The sequence below is a fragment of the Mesorhizobium sp. M7A.F.Ca.US.010.02.1.1 genome (assembly GCF_004023085.1).
Taxonomy (GTDB): Bacteria; Pseudomonadota; Alphaproteobacteria; order Rhizobiales; family Rhizobiaceae; genus Mesorhizobium.
Genome location: NZ_RZRV01000008.1, coordinates 198175 through 215713 on the forward strand (window position 1 = coordinate 198175; position 17539 = coordinate 215713).

Below are 17539 nucleotides of genomic sequence, written 5' to 3' on the forward strand. Positions count from 1 at the left end.
CTGGGAACTGGGATGTCATCTGAGATCATCGGCATGGAAGGACGGGGCGCTTTCGGTGCCTACGAGACCTGGTATCGGGTCAGTGGCGAACTCGGTGGCGAAAAGGCGCCGGTGGTGATCCTGCATGGCGGCCCGGGCGTCGCCCACAATTATGTCGATGCCTACAAGCTTCTTGCGCGAAGGGATCGCGCCGTCATTCATTATGACCAGTTGGGCTGCGGCAATTCCACCTTGCTGCCTGAGAAAGGCGCCGATTTCTGGACACCTGGGCTGTTCATCGACGAGCTTGAAAACCTGGTCGACCACCTCGGCATTCGGGCGGGCTTCCACGTGCTCGGCCAGAGCTGGGGCGGCATGCTGGGCGCCGAATATGCCGTGACGCGGCCGAAGGGTCTGAAATCGCTGACCATTGCCAACTCACCGGCGTCCATGAAGCTGTGGGTCGAAGAGGCCAACCGGTTGCGTGCGGATCTGCCCGCCGATGTGCAGGAGACTCTGACCTGGCACGAGCAGGCCGGCACGACGGACGATGCGGCGTACCAGGCGGCGACGATGGTGTTCTACGAGCGGCATGTCTGCCGGGTCGTGCCTTTCCCGCCCGAAGTCACGGAAAGTTTCGCCCAGGTCGTGCGCAATCCGACCGTCTATAATCTGATGAATGGGCCGAACGAGTTCCATGTCATCGGAACGCTGAAGAACTGGAGCATCGTCGAGCGCCTGCCGGCCATCGATGTTCCCACATTGATCATCTCCGGACGTCACGACGAGGCCACGCCCGCGACCGTGCAGCCCTACAAGGACGGCATCAAGGGGTCTCGCTGGGAGATATTCGAGCATTCCAGCCACATGCCGCATGTCGAAGAGCAAGATGCGTGCATGCGGGTGGTGGGAGACTTCCTGGACCACAACGATAACTGAAAAAAGGGGAATCAAGACGTGAAGAAACTGCTTCTGGCGGCAACAGCCGCGGCATTGCTGGCCGGTACATGGCTGGCCCCGGCACAGGCCGAATATCTCAAGGAGCACCGGGGCGGCACCATCCGCCTGCTGGCCCGCTCCGCGGCCGGAACGCTCGATCCGCACATCAATTACACGGACCAGGGCTGGCAGATGTACCAGCCGATCTATGACGGCCTGGTGGCCTTCCGCAAGGCCGAGGGCATGGACGGCTTCACCATCGTTCCCGATCTGGCCGAGGCCCTGCCGCAGGTCAGCAATGACGGTAAGACCTTCACCTTCAAGCTGCGCAAGGGCATCAAGTTCTCCAGCGGCCAGGATCTTGGCGTGAAGGACGTCGTCGCTTCCTTCCAGCGCATCTTCAAGGTTTCCGGACCCACCTCCGGCACGTTCTATGCTGGCATCGTCGGCGCGGACAAATGCCTGGCCGACACCAAGAGCTGCACGCTGGAAGGCGGCGTTGTCGGCGACGAAGCGGCCGGCACCATCACCATCAACATCACCAAGCCGGATGCCGAACTGCTCTACAAGCTGGCCTTGCCGCATGCCGTGGTCCTGCCGGCGGACACGCCCGCAGAAGACATGGGTTCCAAGCCCATTCCCAGCACCGGCGCGTACACGATCTCGGCCTTCGACCCCAACAAGGGCATGACGGTTTCCCGCAACCCCAATTTCAAGCAGTGGAGCGAAGAAGCCCAGCCGGACGGCTATCCGGATGTCGTCCAGTATGATTTCGGCTTGTCCGAAGAGGCAGCCGTCACCGCGATCCAGAACGGCGAAGCGGACTGGATGTTCGACGCTCTGCCCAGCGATCGCCTGGGCGAACTGGGCAGCAAATCCATGGACCAGCTGCACATCTCACCGCTTTCGGCTTGGTGGTACGCGCCGCTGAACAACCGTCTCGCACCCTTCGACAATGAAAAAGCCCGCCAGGCCGTTGCCTATGCGATCGATCGCAACACGCTGGTCAAGCTGTTCGGCGGCAAGGTGCTGGCTTCGCCGGTCTGCCAGGTCCTGCCTCCGGACTTCCCCGGCCATGAAGACTATTGCCCCTTCACCAAGAATCCGGGCGCCAAATGGTCGGCTCCTGATCTCGACAAGGCAAAGCAGCTCGTCGAGGACTCCGGCACCAAGGGCCAGAAGGTGACGATCATCGTCGAGGACACCGCCATTTCGCGGTCCATCGGCGTCTATCTGCAGAGCGTGCTGACCAGCATCGGCTATGTCGCCGACGTCAAGCCGATCTCGTCGAACATCCAGTTCACCTACATCCAGAACACCAACAACAAGGTGCAGATGTCCGTCACCCAGTGGTACAAGGACTATCCTGCGGCCTCGGACTTCCTGAACATCCTGTTCAGCTGCGCCTCCTTCCGTGAAGGTTCGGACGCCTCGATCAACATCGCCGGCTTCTGCGACAAGGAAATCGACGCCAAGATGCAAAAGGCATTGGACCTCGGCGTCACCGATCAGAAAGCCGCCGACAAAATGTGGGCTGAAATCGACAGGCAGGTCACCGACAAGGCACCTGCCGTCGGCCTCTTCACGCCGAAGCGGCTCGACTTTGTCAGCAAACGTCTCGGCAATTTCAAGTTCAACCGGCAGTTCAACTGGATGATCACCCAATCCTGGGTACAGTAATGGCCTGGGTGCAGTAACGAACCGCGGAGAGGCACGCGCGTGTCGAACCAAGCTGTCACCATGCCGCGCAAGACGCGAGGGCCCTGGGCCGTCGCGTTTGCGAAGCTGGCAACGGACGGGGCTGCCATGGCGTCCCTGGCCGTGTTCCTCCTCATCGTCCTTGCCTGCCTCAGTGCGCCTCTTTATGCGAAATGGGCAGGCGTGGATCCCTTCGCCTCGACGCTCGACGCCGTCATCCAGATCGACGGTGCCGACGTTCCGGTGATGGAACAATCGACGGAAGGGCTGGGGCTTGGCTACACACCGCTCGGCCCGACCTGGCGGCTGGGCAATTATTTCCTCGGCGCCGACAGCCAGGGCCGCGATGTCATGGCCAGGATGCTCTATGGCGGGCTGAGCTCGTTGTTGATCTCCGGAGCAGCCACTATCTTCACCCTGATCCTGGGCACGGCGGCGGGATTGATCGCCGGCTATTTCGGCGGCGTCACCGACACGGTGCTGTCGCGCTTCCTCGACATACTGTGGGCGTTCCCGATCTATCTGCTGGCGATTTCGCTCTCCATCGTCACCATCGCGCATGGCATCACGATCGGTCCGATCCAGATCGAGTCCGGCAGTCTGTGGCTGCCTGTCATCATCATCGGCATCGTCTACGTGCCCTATGTGGCCCGCCCAATCCGCGGGCAGGTTCTGGCACTGCGTAAAAGCGAGTTCGTGCTGGCCGCGATCAATCTGGGCGTGCCGGGATGGCGCATCCTGTGGCGCGACATCCTGCCCAACGTCACCACCACGCTCATCGTCTTCGTGCCGCTGATGATGGCGCTAAACATGCTTACGGAATCAGCCCTTTCCTTCCTTTCGATCGGCGTGCAGCCGCCGGCCGCGAGCTGGGGCACCATCATCCAGGACGGACAGGCGCTGCTTTACACCAGGCCATTGGTGGCGCTGGTGCCGGGGCTGGCGATCGCGGTTTCCGTCATGGCGCTCAATGTCTTTGGCGACGGCCTGCGCGACGCGCTCGACCCGCGCTCCAAGGTTCGGCTGGGGCGCGACTGATGATCTACGCAATCCTGCGCCGGTTCGGCCAGATGCTGTTCGTGATGTTCGGCATCTCGGTCATCGTCTTCCTGATTTTCTTCGCAACGCCGGGCGCCGACCCGGCGGCGCGCATCGCCGGCCGCAATGCATCGCCCGAAGTGCTGGAGGCGGTACGCCACAGCTTCGGCTTCGACCGGCCGCTCTACGTGCAATATGTGACGATGATGGAGAAGATCTTCGTCACCGGCGATCTGACCTCCTTCGTCAATCGTGGCTGGAAGGTGGTGCCGGCGGTCATGGATTCGATCCCGGTTACACTCTCGCTGGTGTTCGGAGCGGCGATCCTGTGGGTGGTCGTCTCCATCATCATCGGCATCGCCGCCGCCGCGACGCGCGGCAGCTGGCTGGACAAGCTGCTGATGGCGCTGGGGCTGCTCGGTATTTCGATGCCGGTGTACTGGCTGGGCGAAGTGATGAACCTGATCACCCAGAGCCGCTACCACGACAGCTGGGCGTTCTCCTGGGTGCCACCGCTCGGCTACAAGAATTTCTCCGACGATCCGAAGGGCTGGTTTCTGACCCTGGTCATTCCCTGGATCACACTGTCCATTCTCTATATCGGCATTTACGGGCGCGTGCTGCGCGCGGCAATCATCGAATCGCTGCAGGAAGACTATATCCGCACGGCCCGGGCCAAGGGGCTGTCGGAAACCCGCATCCTGCTGCGCCATGCCTTGCGCACGTCGCTCATCGCCTTCGTCACTCTGTTCGGCCTGGATTTCGGCGCGCTGGTGGGAGGCTCGGCCTTGCTCACAGAGGTGGTGTTCGGGCTGCACGGCATCGGCAAGCTCACTTATGACGCTCTGCAGAATCTCGATCTGCCGATGATCATGGCGACGGTGATGTATGCGTCCATGTTCGTGGTTATCGCCAATGCGGTCGTCGATTTCGTCTACATCCTTCTCGATCCGCGCCTGAGGACATCATGATACTGTCGGTGCGCGACCTCAGAGTTTCCTTCCGCACAAATGATGGCCTGGTGCGGGCCATTGATGGCGTTTCCTTCGACCTCGAGGAGAGCGAGATCCTCGGTGTCGTCGGCGAGTCCGGTTCCGGCAAGACCGTGTCGCTGCTGGCCGTCATGGGTCTCATCACCGATCCCAACGCCACCATCGAAGGGTCGATCCGCTACAAGGGCCGCGAACTCGTGGGACTGCCCGCACGCGAACTCAGGCGGCTGCGCGGCAACGAGATCGCGATGATCTTCCAGGATCCGATGACCGCATTGACGCCTGTCTACACGATCGGCTGGCAGATTGCCGAACAGATCCGCGCGCATCGCAACATCAGCAAGTCCAAGGCGATGGAGCGCGTCGAGGAACTGCTGGCCGAGGTGAATTTTCCGAACCCGCACGAGGCGATGTCGCGCTACCCGCACCAACTGTCCGGAGGCATGCGTCAACGGGCGGTGATCGCAATGGCCTTGTCCTGCAATCCGGCGCTTCTGGTGGCCGACGAACCGACCACGGCGCTCGACGTCACCGTACAGGCCGGCATTCTCGATCTGGTGCGCAAGCTGCGCGCGACGCACAAGTCGGCGGTCGTCTTCATCACGCATGACATGGGCGTGGTCTCCGAACTCGCCGACCGGGTCATGGTCATGTATGCCGGCCGCGTGGTGGAGCGCGGCAGTCGCGCGGAGCTGTTTTCCGATCCGCGACACCCCTATACGCGCGCGCTGCTGGGTTCGATCCCGCCGCTGACCGGCGAAAAACCACGGCGCCTGCCGGCCATTCCCGGTTCGCCGCCATCATTGCTGCGACTGCCGCAGGGCTGTGCGTTCGGTCCGCGGTGTCCAGTTCACTACGAACCCTGCGAGGCCGGCAAGCCCGATCTCGGGAGCGGCACCCATGCCGCGGCATGCTTCAGGGTGGCACAGGCATGAGCGGACCGATGATCGACAAGAACCGCCCAATCCTCGAGACGCGTTCGCTGGGCAAGCGCTTTTCCATCGGCAGCCGCTTTTCTGCCGAGGGCAAGCGAACCGTCCATGCGGTCGACAATGTTTCCCTGACCGTGTGGCGCGGCGAGACGGTTGGGCTGGTCGGCGAATCCGGATGCGGCAAGTCCACGCTGGCGCGCTGTCTGGTGAGGCTCTACGACATATCGGACGGCGAGCTTCTGTTCGAAGGCAACGACATCACCTCGAAGTCGCTGTCTGAACTCAGGCCGCTGCGGCGGCGCCTGCAAATGGTTTTCCAGGATCCGTCGGCATCGCTCAATCCGCGCCGGCGCGTCGGCGACCTGGTGGCCGAGCCGCTGCGCATCCATGGCAGGCTCTCGTCGAGCGAGATCACCAAACGCGTGGCGGAACTGTTCGACCTTGTCGGCTTGCTGCCGGATCACGTCATGCGGTTTCCGCACGAATTTTCCGGCGGACAACGCCAGCGCGTCGGCATCGCGCGGGCTATTGCATTGAATCCGGACCTTGTGGTCCTGGACGAACCCGTCTCTGCGCTCGACGTGTCGGTGCAGGCGCAAATCGTCAACCTGCTCGCCGATCTGCAGGAGAAGCTCAACCTCACTTACATCTTCATCGCCCACGACCTGTCTGTGGTACGTCAGGTTTCAACCCGCATCGCGGTCATGTATCTCGGCTCGATCGTCGAAGAAGGGCCGGCGGAAGAAGTGTTTGCAGCACCAGCCCATCCCTATAGCCAGGCGCTGATCTCGGCGGTTCCCCTCGTGGAGACGACGCTCGGTGGGACGCGCAAGCGCATTATCCTCACCGGCGACGTACCGAGCCCGCTGAACCCTCCAACCGGCTGCCGTTTCCATCCCCGATGCCCGATCGCGGCGGAGCGCTGCCGTTCGGAGCGGCCGCAGTTACGGGAATACCGGCCCGGTCGCAAAGTCGCCTGCCACTTCCCCACGATGTAGGCGACACTCACCACCGCACGGGTGATCGCCTTCGCCTGACAGATTTCTAAAAAATTCCATTTTTGCCTGGAACCAACTGGCTATTGGCGCGTTTGGTGGGTTCGATCGAGCGCATTGCGGTCGACCGGGAGGAAGCGATGGATCAATTGCATTTCTTTTCGCCCGTGCGGATTTCGCGCGGGCAGGGACACCCTTTGGAAGAAATCGATAATGTTGCCGAAGCCATGATGTTCTTGCGGAAATGGCCGACGGGACGGCGCGGTCCGGTTTATCAGTGCGCGCTGAATTGTTGCTCGGCCGCCTTGTCGGGCCAGATGTCGGCCGAGGAAGCAAGGAAAGCGTTCACCGGCTTTGCCCGCATCACGCGTCTTCTCGATGACGACATGGCGTTGCCGGTGCCCGGCGAAAGCAAGGCAAGCGTACACGCGTTGCGGCGATAGGCTGTTGTCCTGACGGTCCCCACAAGGTCCCGCGCCGCAAGGCGCGGGACCTTGTGCCGCGCTCGGTTTGACGCATCGAAGTTCGTCCTGCATGGCACACTTTCACAGTGGACGGTCGTTCATGCTTACTTCGGTCACGAGCTTGCGGCGAAGCGCCATGGTGTAGTCGTCTGGCCCCTTTGGCGTCATGACGAAGGCTTGGGAACCGCCAATCACCGATTTGGCAAAATAGGATGCCAGAGGTTCGCCGGGATTCTCATCCTCCGTCGGGATGGCGATGGCGTTGATCGTATATCCCTTGGCTATGGCGTTCGACCTGCTCGGCTGGACGGGAAGCCCGTCGTTGTTCTCGCCGTTGGAAGAGATATCGATGACTTTCTTGGCCGCCTTTCCCGGGAACCGGTCGAGCAGGAGACTGCCGATGTCGATAGCCGAGGAAACGGATGTTCCGCCACGCCCTCTGCGGATGAAGCCGGTATCGCCTTTCCTGCTGATCACCGCTGCCGCCGCTTTGGCATCTTCCAGTCCGCAGATGCTTGTCCAGGGCAGCACGACGCGTGCGTGTCCGGGGCTCGACCATTCAAAATAGGCAACGCCGATGCAGCCAACGTAATTCCGGCTGATAGCGGCGATGATCTCTGGCGAGGTGAGTGCCGCGGCATGTCCCTCGCGTTGCATATCGGCGATCTTTGGATCGATCGACGACGAGAAGTCGACCGCGAACACGATGGCGACGTCAACGTTCGCGGCATGGGCAGAGATCGCCCAAAACATCGAAGCTGCGACTATTCCTGTCACTCTCGAGATTGAACTGACCGGCGTCAGAATGCCCCAACCTTTCGTCCGTACCCGTTCACGAAAGGATAGGGGGGCGGCGTCCTGATGATATACACTGCCAAACATGTCATTCTCCATCTCGACATCCGGTCGTTTCAAAAAGCGAGCTCAACATGTGGAAATTTGGCGGGGCGCCTTGGCACCCACCCCGAACAGCAGCAGATCGGCCTTGGTCCACAAAAGATAACAGCCGAGCAAGGTCAGCGGCATGGCGAGTGCCGCGAAGGACCCGCCCGACCAGACCTCCGGCAGAGCTCGGCCGAGGGCGACGGTCGTCGCCAGCATTGCCGGCAACCGGCTGGCGAGCACCGCACTGCGGAACGGATCGGGCCAAGCGGCCGGCCACATCGGAATTGGCGTGCCGGGCCTGTGGAAGGTGCTGCCGAATTTGCCCAGGGCATGGAGCAGGCCAGAGGTCGCCGCAAGCAACGGATCGCCGAGCAGCAACAGGGCAATACCGAGTCCGATCGCACCCAGACCCGACAGGAAGTCGCCCAGACGGTTGAGGGTGGGATCGGGAGCATCCGGCCTTGCCCAGGCCCGGTGATAGGCCTCGCCGCCCCAGAAGAAGACCAGGGTGGTCAAGGTCAGCGCAACAGTGCCATGGCTGCCGGCGAAATATTCGATCACCGCCATGGTGACGCTGCTTCCCTCATGCAAGCCGACCGGCGCGGTAGCAATCTGGATCGCGAGACCGACAATGAGGCCGAGCGCGTTACCGCTGTTGTAATAGCCGCCCGGTCCCTTCATGCGGGCGCGAAGCGCCGAAACCAAATGTGCGATAGGAAGAAGGATCGTCCGCGCGTCCATCACTGCGCCCCCACGACAAGTCCTGCCGCCATCGGCAAGGCCACCGCCGCCTGGCTGATCGACGCCACTGGCCCCGTGTCGGGCGGCAGCCGGGGCCGGAATAGGTTTCGCATCACCGGCAAGGGTCATCACATTCCTCCACTGGACCTGAATTGTTGGGGTGACGATCGCCTGCCCAATTTGCGGCGGCAGCTGCAAAGGCAGGGGCCCCGTCGGAGGGTTGAACCGAAGCGGTTCGCAAGGACGTGCGTGCCTGCGGCGCTCGGTTCGACAGTGCCACGGACAGGATCGCACCCAGAATGATGGCGGCACCCAATGCGCTCGCGGACGAGCTCCGCTCGCCGAGAAAGATCGCCGCGCCCAGCGCCCCGAAAACGCTTTCTGCGCTGACGATCACGGCGGCGTGGCTGGCCGGCGTAAAGCGGAGGGCAACCGTCTGTATGCCGAAGGCAATCGCAGTGGAGAACACGCCGAGGATCGCCAGTTCCGGGCCGGCTGCGAATGCGGCGGCCAACGACAGATTGCCTTGCATTGCGCCGAGCGGCAGGGCGAAGGCTGCGGCGCCGAAGAACTGTGTCGCGGCTGCGGTGAACGGCCGCGCATGCACCTGCATGTGCCGGCCCAGCTCGACTGCCCAGAGCGCATAGCAGGCAGCCGAGAGGACAGCGGTGAGATCGCCGCTGCTGAGCCCGGCGATCCCATCCGACAACAGCAGGGCTCCAACAACGGTCAGCCCGGCGGCGACCGTGAGACTCGGCGTCGGACGTTCGCCTATGAGAAACCAGGCGGCCAGCGGTGTCATTACCGTTGCCGTGCTGACCAGGAAGCTCGCATTGGTGACGGAGGCGCCGAGATAGCAAAGCTGCTGGAGCGTGATGGAGATGGCAAACAGCGCGCACACCTTGGCCAAGCTGGAAAAATAGTCCGGCCCGAGCGGAAGCCGCCTCTCCATCAAGACAAAGGGCAACACAAGCAGGCCGCCGATCAGGCAGCGCAGACCCACCGCACTCAGCGCGTCGAGATGCACAAGCACCATCTTTTGCGAGACATTGCCGAAGCCCCACAAAGCGGCTGCGAATAGCAGCAGCAAATTGGCTCTTGTCCTGGACACGCGTCCCCCTCGAACCAAGCCTTTCGTTGACTTGGTCACTTTAATTTAGCAAAGCCTAAACAGCCTGCCGTTACGGCAGCGCTTGAGCGCGAAGGCCGACTGTTGCGAAGCGTTAGTTTTGAGTTAGGATTTCGTCAGGCTGGGATAGCAAATGCAAAGTGAGGACAGGGGCGCTGCAAATAGAATCTCACTCTTCGGCGGTTTCCGGATTGAAAATGAAACGGCCGGTCCGCTTCGGCTGACCGGGAAACGAGGGCCGGCAATCATCGCCTATCTGGCCCGGTGTCCGGGCATGGCGGCGACGCGGGAGAGGCTGGCTGACCTCCTATGGGGCGACAGTGACGGCGAACATTCGCGCAACAGCCTTCGGCAAGCCCTCAGTGTCCTGCGCCAGGATCTGGCGCGAGAAGGGGTGGATCTCATCCATTCCAGCGGTGAGCTGATCGCCCTGAGGCCAGAGGCCTTTCAAATCGACGTGGAGAAGTTCGAAACGGGTCTCTCGGCCCGTTCCGCTCAGGACCTCGCGAAGGCCTTGGCGAACTACACCGGGCCCTTCCTCGACGGGCTTTATCTGGGAAGCAATGCGTTCGATGACTGGATCACATCGGAACGCGACAGGCTGCTCGGCCGCGCGCTTGAGTCCTTCGAAAAACTGGCCCGTCTCGTCGACCCCGATGCCGGGCTGATCCTGGCCGATCGTATTCTGAGCATGGAACCGACACGGGAAGAATCCTATCGGCTCAAGATGGAATTGCTGCTCGCATGCGGGCAACGCGACAGGGCAATCAGGACATACGAAGCTTGCAGAAGCATGCTGAAGAAGGAGTTCGGCGTCGAAGCCGGCCCTGAAACGCGGGCGCTTTGGCAATCTCTGTTGCTTGCCGCCGATGACGCTTCAAATGTGCAGTCGACAAGTGGTGTTCCGGCCAGCCAGCGCCTTGGGCGTCCGTCCATCAGCGTTGCCGACTTCGTCAATCTGACTGGAAAGCAAGGCGACGACTTTTTCGCCAAGGGACTTGTCCAGGACATCACGACGGCCCTTTCCGAAGTGGCCGATTATGTCGTGCTCGCCGCGCTTCCGCCCGAGAAGAGCGGCCCAGGCGAAGAAGCCAAGACGCCAGGGACACTCCGGGCGCGATATATGCTCAGCGGCAGCGTCCAGAGATCTGGCAATGGGTTGAGGGTAAATGTCCAGCTCGTCGACGCCGCCGGCGGCCACCACGTCTGGGCCCAGAAGTTCGACGGCCACTCCGAGAACGCGCTCGAATTCCAGGACAGGATCGCACAGTCTGTTGTTCTTGCCGTGATCCTCGAACTTCAACTGACCAACTGGAAGGTTCGAGACAAAAGCCCGCCGGGGACCCCTGAAGTGCGCAGGCTGGTCAACGAAGCCCTCATGAAATATTTTGAGATGACTCGGGACTCACTTTTGATCGGGATTGAGCTTGCCGAGAAGGCCTTCTCGATAGGTCCCGACAACGCTCGTGCAAAGCGGACGCTCTCGATCGTAATATCCATGGGCGTGGCGTTTGGTGCGCTGCCTCGGGAGCGAGGGGTGATCGAGCGTGCGGTCGAGCTTGCGGAAGCTGCGGTGCGCGCGGTGCCGGACGATGAAATTGCCCGATGTATCTTGTCGTTCGCTCTCGAAAGTTGCGGTCGTATCGACGAGGCGATCGCCGAATGCCGCCACGCGATCAGCCTCAACCCAAGCTACCCGACTGGCCACGGCGATATTTCGATGCTCTTTGCGTTGCGCGGACAGGTCGACGAAGCGGTGCGCGAGGCCAACGAAGCAATCCGGCTCGGAACGCACGATGTGATCGACTTCTGGCGCCACCACGGCCTGGTTGTGGCGCTCTTCGCTGGCGGAGACAACCAGCGGGCGCTCGAAGCCGCCCGCAAAGTGGTCAGGACAAAGCCGGGCTTCGTTCGCGGTGCCCTTTATTGGGCCGCGACCGCGTCGGCCACCGGGAACAACGAAGAAGCGTCCCGAGCCATCCACCATTGCCTGTCACAACTTCCGCATCTCAATCTGAGCAATGTCTGCCCTGGCTTTGTGCCGCGCTATGTGAAGGATCATCACCATTCCCGGTTCCTTGAGATGCTGTCGAGGGCTGGCCTTCCCAGTTCCTAGCCACATCTTTGGCGCAGACACCATCATACGAAACTGGAGGGTTCCATCCTCCGCCCAGGCATCGAAAGCAGATGACGCGTTGGCAATTCCGGCCAGGTCGACCTATAAGCTACCCCTGCGATTGAGCTAGTCGCGCCGCACGCCGTCGCGCCAGCCAGTCATCCGCCGAATTTGCAGCTTGGCCTATCATGGCGTGATAGAGTTCATACGATACGATTTAACCTATTGAAGTTACTAAATATGCAAGAGTATCAAAGGTTTAGGATAGCCATAGCGCCTATGATGGATTGGACGGACCGGCATTGCCGGTTCTTCCACCGCCAGTTGACGAGCCATGCGCTGCTTTACACCGAGATGGTGGTGGCCGACGCGGTCATTCACGGCGCGCGCGAGCGGCTGCTCGGCTTCGATGCGACGGAACATCCGGTCGCGCTGCAGCTCGGCGGCTCTGATCGTGAAAAGCTCGCCGAGGCTGCCCGCATCGGCGAGGCTTTTGGCTATGACGAGATCAACCTCAATGTCGGCTGTCCGTCGGACCGCGTTCAGTCGGGCACGTTCGGCGCCTGCCTGATGAAGGTGCCGGACCTCGTCGCCGGCTGCGTTGCGGCGATGAAAGCGGCGGTGAAGATCCCCGTGACGGTCAAATGCCGCATAGGCGTCGACGAGCAGGACCCGGAACCAGCCCTCGATGCGCTGGCGGATGGGGTTTTCGATGCCGGCGCCGACGCGTTGTGGGTGCATGCACGCAAGGCGTGGCTGGAAGGGCTGAGTCCCAAGGAAAACCGAGACATCCCGCCGCTCGATTACAGCAGAGTCTATCGACTGAAGGCAAAAAAGAACAACAAATTCATAGGCATAAATGGTGGAATTCAGTCGATTGAAGAGGCCCGGGCGCATCTCGGTCACGTCGACGGCGCCATGCTTGGCCGCGCCGCCTACCACACGCCCGGCATTCTGGCCGGCGTCGATGCCGCTTTCTACGGCGTTCAGTCCGAGCCGTTCGATTTTGCCGCGCTGATCGATACGATGGCGCACTATGCGGCACGCCATATCGAGCAGGGTGGCCGGCTTGGCCATGTCACTCGCCATATGGTCGGACTGTTCCATGGCCTGCCCGGCGCGCGCCGCTACCGGCAGATCCTCTCCACCGACGCGACAAAACCCGGCGCCGGCCCCGACGTTCTGAAGACGGCTTTCGCGGCCGTCGAGTTCGGTGGAGCAGCAGCCGAAGCGGCTTGAGTTTTGGAGATCAATCCCTGAGGATCATGCGGTCGCCGCGCACGTCAAAACCCGACAATGAACCGATGAAGTTCATGCCGAGCAGGCTCTGGCTGAGCATGCCGGGTGCGGCGATCATCACCGACATATCCTTGCGCGTGATGCCGCCGATCGCAATCTGATCGGTTTTCACGGCCGCGGCGCGCGCCATGCCGTTGGCGGTCGAAACCGGTATGGTGTAGTTGAGCGCCGCCGGATTGAAACCGGCGGCCTGCGCATCCTGCGACGTCAGCACGGTGCTGGTTGCACCCGTATCCACCACGGCCCGGACCGGGTTGCCATTGATCAGGATGCGCGCTTCGAAATGGCCGTTGTCGGCCTTGTCGAGCGTCACCGTGGCGTGGCCGTCCTCGACGCCAAGTGCAAGCGGGCTGCCGGGAACAAGGCCCGCGGTCACCCGGCTGGCGACATCCTGCAACTCATAGCGATACTGGTAGCCAGCGATCAGCGCGAGTGCGATCGCCGCCCAGGCGCCGAGGTTGCGGGCCATGGCGCCCAGGGGCCGGCCCGAGCGAAGCAGGCCGGCGCCGACAAGGGCGCCAAAGGCGCCGAGCCAGATCAGTCGGCTGAAATCGTTGTTCTCCACGCCGAGCGTGCTGCCGGCGGAATCGTTGAGCATGAGCAGGACTGCTCCCACCCCGATCGCGGCCATCAATATCCAGAACAACCGGCTCATCCGCACCTCACGATAGCGCGTCGCGTTCGCGCGCCATGCGGGTGCGGCGCGTTTCCCGGCGCGGCCGGCGCTCGACCGTTTCCAGCCGGGCCGGCAATTGCGCCATGACGCTGCGGCGCGTTTCCGTCGTCATCCCGATCCAGGTGCCGATCTCCTCGCGCGTGCGGCCGCAGCCGAAACAGAAGCCGGTTTTCATGTCGATCGAACAGACCAGGATGCACGGGGATTCGATGGCCGTCATGACTTTCTCTTGGGCTTCCATCCGGAATCCCTTGTTCCACCTCCACATGGTGCAACGGCAAAGCCAATGCAAGCCCTCGCGATTGCGCCCTTCGGGGCCGGCTTTGCGTCAAATGCAGGCCCATCATCCCAGAGGTTGTGCCAACCTCGCAAGGCGGCTATGCCGCTCACCAACTCCAGGGAATGATCGACAACAAGATGACCAGCGCACTGCCCTTCGACGATTTTCGCAACCTGTTGGCCAATCTGCCGGCGGCCGACACGGCAGCCGAGACCCGCGTGCGCATGCTGTTTGCCAAGGCCGACAAACCAGGCAATTCGCTTGGCCGTATCGAGGACATCGCCGCCTGGCTGGCAGCCTGGAGCGGGCGGGCCCCGCCCGCGGTGACAAGACCGCTGATGGCGGTCTTTGCCGGCAATCACGGCGTCACGCGCCACGGCATTTCGCCACGGCCGGTGGCGGCGACCGCCAATGCGGTCGAGCTTTGCGCCGCCGGAGGTGCCGCGATCAACCAGATCTGCATCGCCAACGACCTCGGACTGAAGGTCTTCGATCTCGCCCTGCACATCCCGACCGCCGACATCACCGAGGATGCCGCGCTCGACGAGCGCGGCTGTGCCGCCACCATGGCCTTCGGCATGGAAGCGATCGCCGGCGGGACCGATCTTTTGTGCCTGGGCGATCTCGGCGTCGGCAACTCCACCGTCGCTGCCGCCCTGTTTACGGCGCTGTTCGGGGGCAGGGGCTTCGACTGGGTCGGCGCGGGGTCGGGCGCCGATGCGGCGATGCAGGCACGCAAGGCCGACGTGGTCGATGCGGCGCTGGCTTTTCATGGCGGCCATCTCGGCGACCCGCTCGAGGCGCTGCGCCGGGTCGGCGGCCGTGAATTCGCGGCGATCGCCGGCGCCATCCTTGCCGCGCGCATGCAGAAGATCCCGCTGCTGCTCGACGGATTGGCCGCCACGGCAGCCGCAGCGGTACTGCATGGCGTCAATCCCGCCGCGCTCGATCATTGCCTTCTGGCCAGCCTGTCGCCAGAGACCGCGCATGCACGCGCCGCCCAAAGGCTCGGCCTGCGCCCGTTGCTTGATCTGGGCATCAGCCATGGCGAAGGGGCAGGGGCCGCCCTTGCCGCGGGTCTGGTCAAGGCCGCCGCGCTGACCAGTTCGGGCATGGCAGCTGCGGTACGCGGCTAGAGTCTTGCCGGATTACCGTCGTCGAGCCGCCACCGCCGCCGTCGGCAGCGCGGGCAGTTCCTCCATCACCCGGCTCAGCGGGAAGATGGCGATCGCCTCGGTGCCTTCGCGCAGCTTGGAATGAAGCTCGAACTCGCCGCCATGCATGGCGAGCAGCCCTTGCACGATCGGCAGGCCAAGCCCGGTGCCTTGCTCGGCGCTCTTGATCGCGATCGAGCCCTGGCCGAAGGCGGAAAGCACGATCGGGATCTCGTCTTCCGGTATGCCCGGACCGTTGTCCTTGATCGAAATGTATTGTCCGCCGCCCGCCGTCCAACCAACGCGGACACGGATTTCACCGCCGGTAGCGGTGAATTTTATCGCATTCGACAGAAGGTTGAGCGTGATCTGTCGCACCGCACGCTCATCAGCGAAAAGGCGCGGCAGTTCGTGCTCGAAATCCTGGACGACCCGGATATCCTTGTTGCGCGCCCTCAACTCCATCATGTGACAGCAGTCCTCGACGATACCAAGCAGCATCACCGGCTCTTCGTTGAGCTGGTAGCGGCCGGCCTCGATGCGCGAGAGGTCGAGGATCTCGTTGATCAGGTCGAGCAGATGCTGGCCGGATTCGTGCACGTCATGGGCGTAGTCGCGATAGGTGGGATTGCTCATCGGCCCCAGCACCTCGTTCGACATCACCTCGGAAAAACCGAGAATGGCGTTGAGCGGTGTGCGCAATTCGTGGCTCATCGAAGCGAGGAACCGCGATTTCGCCAGATTGGCGTCCTCGGCCCGCCGCCGCGCCTCGTCCGACATCGATTTCGCCGTCTCCAGTTCGGCGATCAGCGCATCCTTTTCGGAGCGGAACGACAACATCATCAGGGACGAGTGGTTGAGATGCCGGGCCACATAGGCGAAGAACGGCAGCGACATGACCAGCAGCGCGGCCATGATCGCCTCGACCGGCATCCATAGCTTGGCGCCGGCATAAGCGTAGAGCGCCACGGGAACGGCAAAGGTGGCCAACAGCGCCCCGCGCAGAGACGAGGTCATCACCGCGGTCGCCGCCATGGCGAACAACAGCACCACGGCCTTGACGATGTGGAACGGATCGACCTCGCAGACGCTGCAGCCAAGCCACACAAACCATGCCCAGCCGAGACCGCAAAGGAAATGGCCGATCAGGAATTCCCGTCGTGCTTGCGAAGGGTTGAGGTCGGAAGCTTCCGTGCGCTCGATGCGCCGCGCCATGAAGGCAACGATGGTGTAGCAGGTCAGGGCGAACAGCGCCCAGAGCCCGATCTCGTTGCCGATTCCGGCCAGCCGGCCGGCCGCCGCGATCGCCAGAACAAGAAGCGGGATGGCGATGGCGCCGCTGGTCATCGCGCGGGCATGCAGCTTCAACAGTTCGCGATCGAAATCGGGATTGCCGGCCTGCTGCGAAAGACGGTCACGCGTCTTGCGCACCGCGCGCGCCACATCGCTGTTGCGATGAGGTTTCCTGCGGTCCACAATGAACTTGTCCGCTGTGTTCGAGCGTTGCAAGGGCATCAAAACTTCAATTTATGCGAGCAGCGGTTTCCAAGTGTTAAGCTACGTTCGAATGATTAACCAACCGTTTGCCATATGAGCCGCTCGTGGTCGCCAAGACCGCGCCGGCGATACGTTGCGCGCCCCAGAAGCCTGTGGCGCCGGCTGGTGGATTACGGGCTTGCCGTCATCATCCTCGGACTGCTGATCCTGCTGGCGGCCCGCCTCGACCGGGTGGAGACACGCAAAACGCAAGGCGTGGCAATCATCAACGACGGCGATTCGATCACGCTTGGCACCGAGCGTATCCGCATGCGCGGCATCGATGCTCCGGAATATACGCAGACCTGCCGCAAGAACGGCGCGGACTATTCCTGCGGCACGCTTGCGCGTCAGTCGCTCGTTCGCCTGATCGCCGGCAAGCCCGTCTCTTGTACCGGCTGGCAGCGTGATCGTTATGGCCGGCTGCTCGGCGACTGCACCGCCGGCGGCAAGAATCTCAACCGCGCGCAGGTCGAGGCCGGCTGGGCGGTTGCCTATGGCGACTTCGAGAGCGAGGAGGCCGTCGCCCGGGCGGGAAAGGCCGGCATCTGGGCGGGAACGTTCGATCAGCCGCAGAACTGGCGAGACAGCCATCACGGGGAAGTCGTCGAGAAGAAGCACGGCACACTGGCCTCGATCGGCGATGCCGTGCGCGAGATTTTTCGCTTCTGGTGATACGCGTCCTG

Annotated in this window: 17 protein-coding genes; 11 read left to right on the plus strand and 6 right to left on the minus strand. The window is 62.6% G+C overall.

Annotated features, from left to right (window positions below):
- Positions 1-12: 12 nt before the first annotated feature.
- From EOA19_RS11470 to EOA19_RS11500, 7 genes are all read left to right on the plus strand, one after another.
- Entirely contained in the window at positions 13-918 is a 906-nt protein-coding gene (locus EOA19_RS11470) for a proline iminopeptidase-family hydrolase (protein ID WP_128303641.1), read from the plus strand.
- A gap of 18 nt (positions 919-936) precedes the next feature.
- Positions 937-2598, plus strand: a complete 1662-nt coding sequence (locus EOA19_RS11475) for an ABC transporter substrate-binding protein (protein WP_023813927.1) — start codon at positions 937-939, stop codon at positions 2596-2598.
- A 39-nt stretch (positions 2599-2637) separates the two neighbouring features.
- Positions 2638-3654: an ABC transporter permease gene (locus EOA19_RS11480; protein WP_023813928.1), complete on the plus strand. Its 1017-nt coding sequence runs from the start codon at positions 2638-2640 to the stop codon at positions 3652-3654.
- Positions 3654-4625, plus strand: coding sequence for an ABC transporter permease (locus EOA19_RS11485; RefSeq protein WP_023813929.1), 972 nt, complete (start codon positions 3654-3656; stop codon positions 4623-4625). The genes EOA19_RS11480 and EOA19_RS11485 overlap by 1 nt, the downstream gene beginning before the upstream one ends.
- Positions 4622-5581, plus strand: coding sequence for an ABC transporter ATP-binding protein (locus tag EOA19_RS11490; RefSeq protein WP_013531724.1), 960 nt, complete (start codon positions 4622-4624; stop codon positions 5579-5581). The genes EOA19_RS11485 and EOA19_RS11490 overlap by 4 nt, the downstream gene beginning before the upstream one ends.
- Positions 5578-6576 (plus strand): dipeptide ABC transporter ATP-binding protein, encoded by a 999-nt coding sequence (locus EOA19_RS11495; RefSeq protein WP_245486136.1) that lies wholly within the window; start codon positions 5578-5580, stop codon positions 6574-6576. Before EOA19_RS11490 ends, EOA19_RS11495 begins: the two co-directional genes overlap by 4 nt.
- 137 nt (positions 6577-6713) lie before the next feature.
- Positions 6714-7016, plus strand: a complete 303-nt coding sequence (locus tag EOA19_RS11500) for a DUF982 domain-containing protein (RefSeq protein ID WP_128303672.1) — start codon at positions 6714-6716, stop codon at positions 7014-7016.
- A gap of 102 nt (positions 7017-7118) precedes the next feature.
- Here the strand turns inward: EOA19_RS11500 and EOA19_RS11505 are convergent, their stop codons facing one another.
- The 3 genes from EOA19_RS11505 to EOA19_RS11515 all read right to left on the minus strand — a co-directional run bounded on the left by EOA19_RS11505 (position 7119) and on the right by EOA19_RS11515 (position 9774).
- Positions 7119-7790, minus strand: coding sequence for a DUF1194 domain-containing protein (locus tag EOA19_RS11505; RefSeq protein WP_164892905.1), 672 nt, complete (start codon positions 7788-7790; stop codon positions 7119-7121).
- A 171-nt stretch (positions 7791-7961) separates the two neighbouring features.
- Positions 7962-8792, minus strand: coding sequence for a hypothetical protein (locus EOA19_RS11510; protein WP_245273307.1), 831 nt, complete (start codon positions 8790-8792; stop codon positions 7962-7964).
- The gene (locus EOA19_RS11515) at positions 8776-9774 is read right to left on the minus strand and encodes a DMT family transporter (RefSeq protein ID WP_128303642.1); all 999 of its coding nucleotides are present in this window, start codon (positions 9772-9774) and stop codon (positions 8776-8778) included. Before EOA19_RS11515 ends, EOA19_RS11510 begins: the two co-directional genes overlap by 17 nt.
- A 151-nt stretch (positions 9775-9925) precedes the next feature.
- Here EOA19_RS11515 and EOA19_RS11520 point away from each other — a divergent pair, with 151 nt between their 5' ends.
- The gene (locus tag EOA19_RS11520; protein WP_128303643.1) at positions 9926-11908 is read left to right on the plus strand and encodes a BTAD domain-containing putative transcriptional regulator; all 1983 of its coding nucleotides are present in this window, start codon (positions 9926-9928) and stop codon (positions 11906-11908) included.
- A gap of 240 nt (positions 11909-12148) precedes the next feature.
- Positions 12149-13147, plus strand: coding sequence for a tRNA dihydrouridine(20/20a) synthase DusA (gene dusA, locus EOA19_RS11525; RefSeq protein WP_128303644.1), 999 nt, complete (start codon positions 12149-12151; stop codon positions 13145-13147).
- A 10-nt stretch (positions 13148-13157) separates the two neighbouring features.
- Here dusA and EOA19_RS11530 read toward each other — a convergent pair whose 3' ends face one another.
- Together EOA19_RS11530 and EOA19_RS11535 are read right to left on the minus strand one after the other, a co-directional pair.
- Positions 13158-13862, minus strand: coding sequence for a TIGR02281 family clan AA aspartic protease (locus EOA19_RS11530; protein ID WP_128303645.1), 705 nt, complete (start codon positions 13860-13862; stop codon positions 13158-13160).
- Positions 13863-13869: 7 nt separating this feature from the next.
- Positions 13870-14103 (minus strand): DUF1289 domain-containing protein, encoded by a 234-nt coding sequence (locus EOA19_RS11535; RefSeq protein ID WP_164892906.1) that lies wholly within the window; start codon positions 14101-14103, stop codon positions 13870-13872.
- Between the two features lie 197 nt (positions 14104-14300).
- On the opposite strand from EOA19_RS11535, the gene EOA19_RS11540 reads away from it, so the two are divergent.
- The gene (locus EOA19_RS11540) at positions 14301-15299 is read left to right on the plus strand and encodes a nicotinate-nucleotide--dimethylbenzimidazole phosphoribosyltransferase (RefSeq protein WP_127297311.1); all 999 of its coding nucleotides are present in this window, start codon (positions 14301-14303) and stop codon (positions 15297-15299) included.
- A 12-nt stretch (positions 15300-15311) separates the two neighbouring features.
- Here the strand turns inward: EOA19_RS11540 and EOA19_RS11545 are convergent, their stop codons facing one another.
- Entirely contained in the window at positions 15312-16832 is a 1521-nt protein-coding gene (locus tag EOA19_RS11545) for a HAMP domain-containing sensor histidine kinase (protein WP_128303647.1), read from the minus strand.
- Between the two features lie 75 nt (positions 16833-16907).
- Here EOA19_RS11545 and EOA19_RS11550 point away from each other — a divergent pair, with 75 nt between their 5' ends.
- Entirely contained in the window at positions 16908-17528 is a 621-nt protein-coding gene (locus tag EOA19_RS11550) for a thermonuclease family protein (protein WP_127297290.1), read from the plus strand.
- Positions 17529-17539: the final 11 nt, after the last annotated feature.

What these genes read in the sequence shown, in the direction of transcription:
- EOA19_RS11470 (WP_128303641.1), top strand. Translation starts at nt 13, where the DNA reads ATGTCATCTGAGATCATCGGCATGGAAGGACGGGGCGCTTTCGGTGCC.
- EOA19_RS11485 (WP_023813929.1), top strand. Translation starts at nt 3,654, where the DNA reads ATGATCTACGCAATCCTGCGCCGGTTCGGCCAGATGCTGTTCGTGATG.
- EOA19_RS11490 (WP_013531724.1), top strand. Translation starts at nt 4,622, where the DNA reads ATGATACTGTCGGTGCGCGACCTCAGAGTTTCCTTCCGCACAAATGAT.
- EOA19_RS11495 (WP_245486136.1), top strand. Translation starts at nt 5,578, where the DNA reads ATGAGCGGACCGATGATCGACAAGAACCGCCCAATCCTCGAGACGCGT.
- EOA19_RS11500 (WP_128303672.1), top strand. Translation starts at nt 6,714, where the DNA reads ATGGATCAATTGCATTTCTTTTCGCCCGTGCGGATTTCGCGCGGGCAG.
- EOA19_RS11505 (WP_164892905.1), bottom strand. Translation starts at nt 7,790, where the DNA reads ATGTTTTGGGCGATCTCTGCCCATGCCGCGAACGTTGACGTCGCCATC.
- EOA19_RS11510 (WP_245273307.1), bottom strand. Translation starts at nt 8,792, where the DNA reads ATGACCCTTGCCGGTGATGCGAAACCTATTCCGGCCCCGGCTGCCGCC.
- EOA19_RS11520 (WP_128303643.1), top strand. Translation starts at nt 9,926, where the DNA reads ATGCAAAGTGAGGACAGGGGCGCTGCAAATAGAATCTCACTCTTCGGC.
- dusA (WP_128303644.1), top strand. Translation starts at nt 12,149, where the DNA reads ATGCAAGAGTATCAAAGGTTTAGGATAGCCATAGCGCCTATGATGGAT.
- EOA19_RS11530 (WP_128303645.1), bottom strand. Translation starts at nt 13,862, where the DNA reads ATGAGCCGGTTGTTCTGGATATTGATGGCCGCGATCGGGGTGGGAGCA.
- EOA19_RS11535 (WP_164892906.1), bottom strand. Translation starts at nt 14,103, where the DNA reads ATGACGGCCATCGAATCCCCGTGCATCCTGGTCTGTTCGATCGACATG.
- EOA19_RS11540 (WP_127297311.1), top strand. Translation starts at nt 14,301, where the DNA reads ATGACCAGCGCACTGCCCTTCGACGATTTTCGCAACCTGTTGGCCAAT.
- EOA19_RS11545 (WP_128303647.1), bottom strand. Translation starts at nt 16,832, where the DNA reads ATGCCCTTGCAACGCTCGAACACAGCGGACAAGTTCATTGTGGACCGC.
- EOA19_RS11550 (WP_127297290.1), top strand. Translation starts at nt 16,908, where the DNA reads ATGAGCCGCTCGTGGTCGCCAAGACCGCGCCGGCGATACGTTGCGCGC.